Source organism: Stenotrophomonas sp. GbtcB23 (assembly GCF_019091045.1).
GTDB classification, from domain to species: Bacteria; Pseudomonadota; Gammaproteobacteria; order Xanthomonadales; family Xanthomonadaceae; genus Stenotrophomonas; species Stenotrophomonas rhizophila_A.
Window position 1 is genome coordinate 1 of sequence record NZ_JAGXKC010000324.1, and the last position, 297, is coordinate 297.

Below are 297 nucleotides of genomic sequence, written 5' to 3' on the forward strand. Positions count from 1 at the left end.
GCCAATGGCGAGGAAGCGCTTGCGCTGCTGGCCAGGATGCGGTTTGACCTGGTGCTCACCGACTGCCATATGCCGCGGATGGATGGCTACGTGCTTACCCGCACTATCCGTCAAGGCGCGGTTGCTGGCATCAGCGACATCCCGGTCGTTGCGCTGTCTGCCGGTGTGTTGGAAGAGCAGATTCAGCGGTGCCGGGAATCGGGGATGGACGATTTCCTTCCCAAGCCGGTGCTGCTGGCCCCGCTGGGCGAGATGATCGCGCGCTACGTTGACACGTCGCCCCTCGATTCAGGCACC

1 protein-coding gene is annotated in these 297 nt (G+C 63.6%); it reads left to right on the forward strand.

Annotated features, from left to right (window positions below; genetic code table 11):
* The coding region (locus KVS69_RS19290; RefSeq protein ID WP_217539563.1) for a response regulator at positions 1-297 on the forward strand (297 nt) is incomplete at both ends.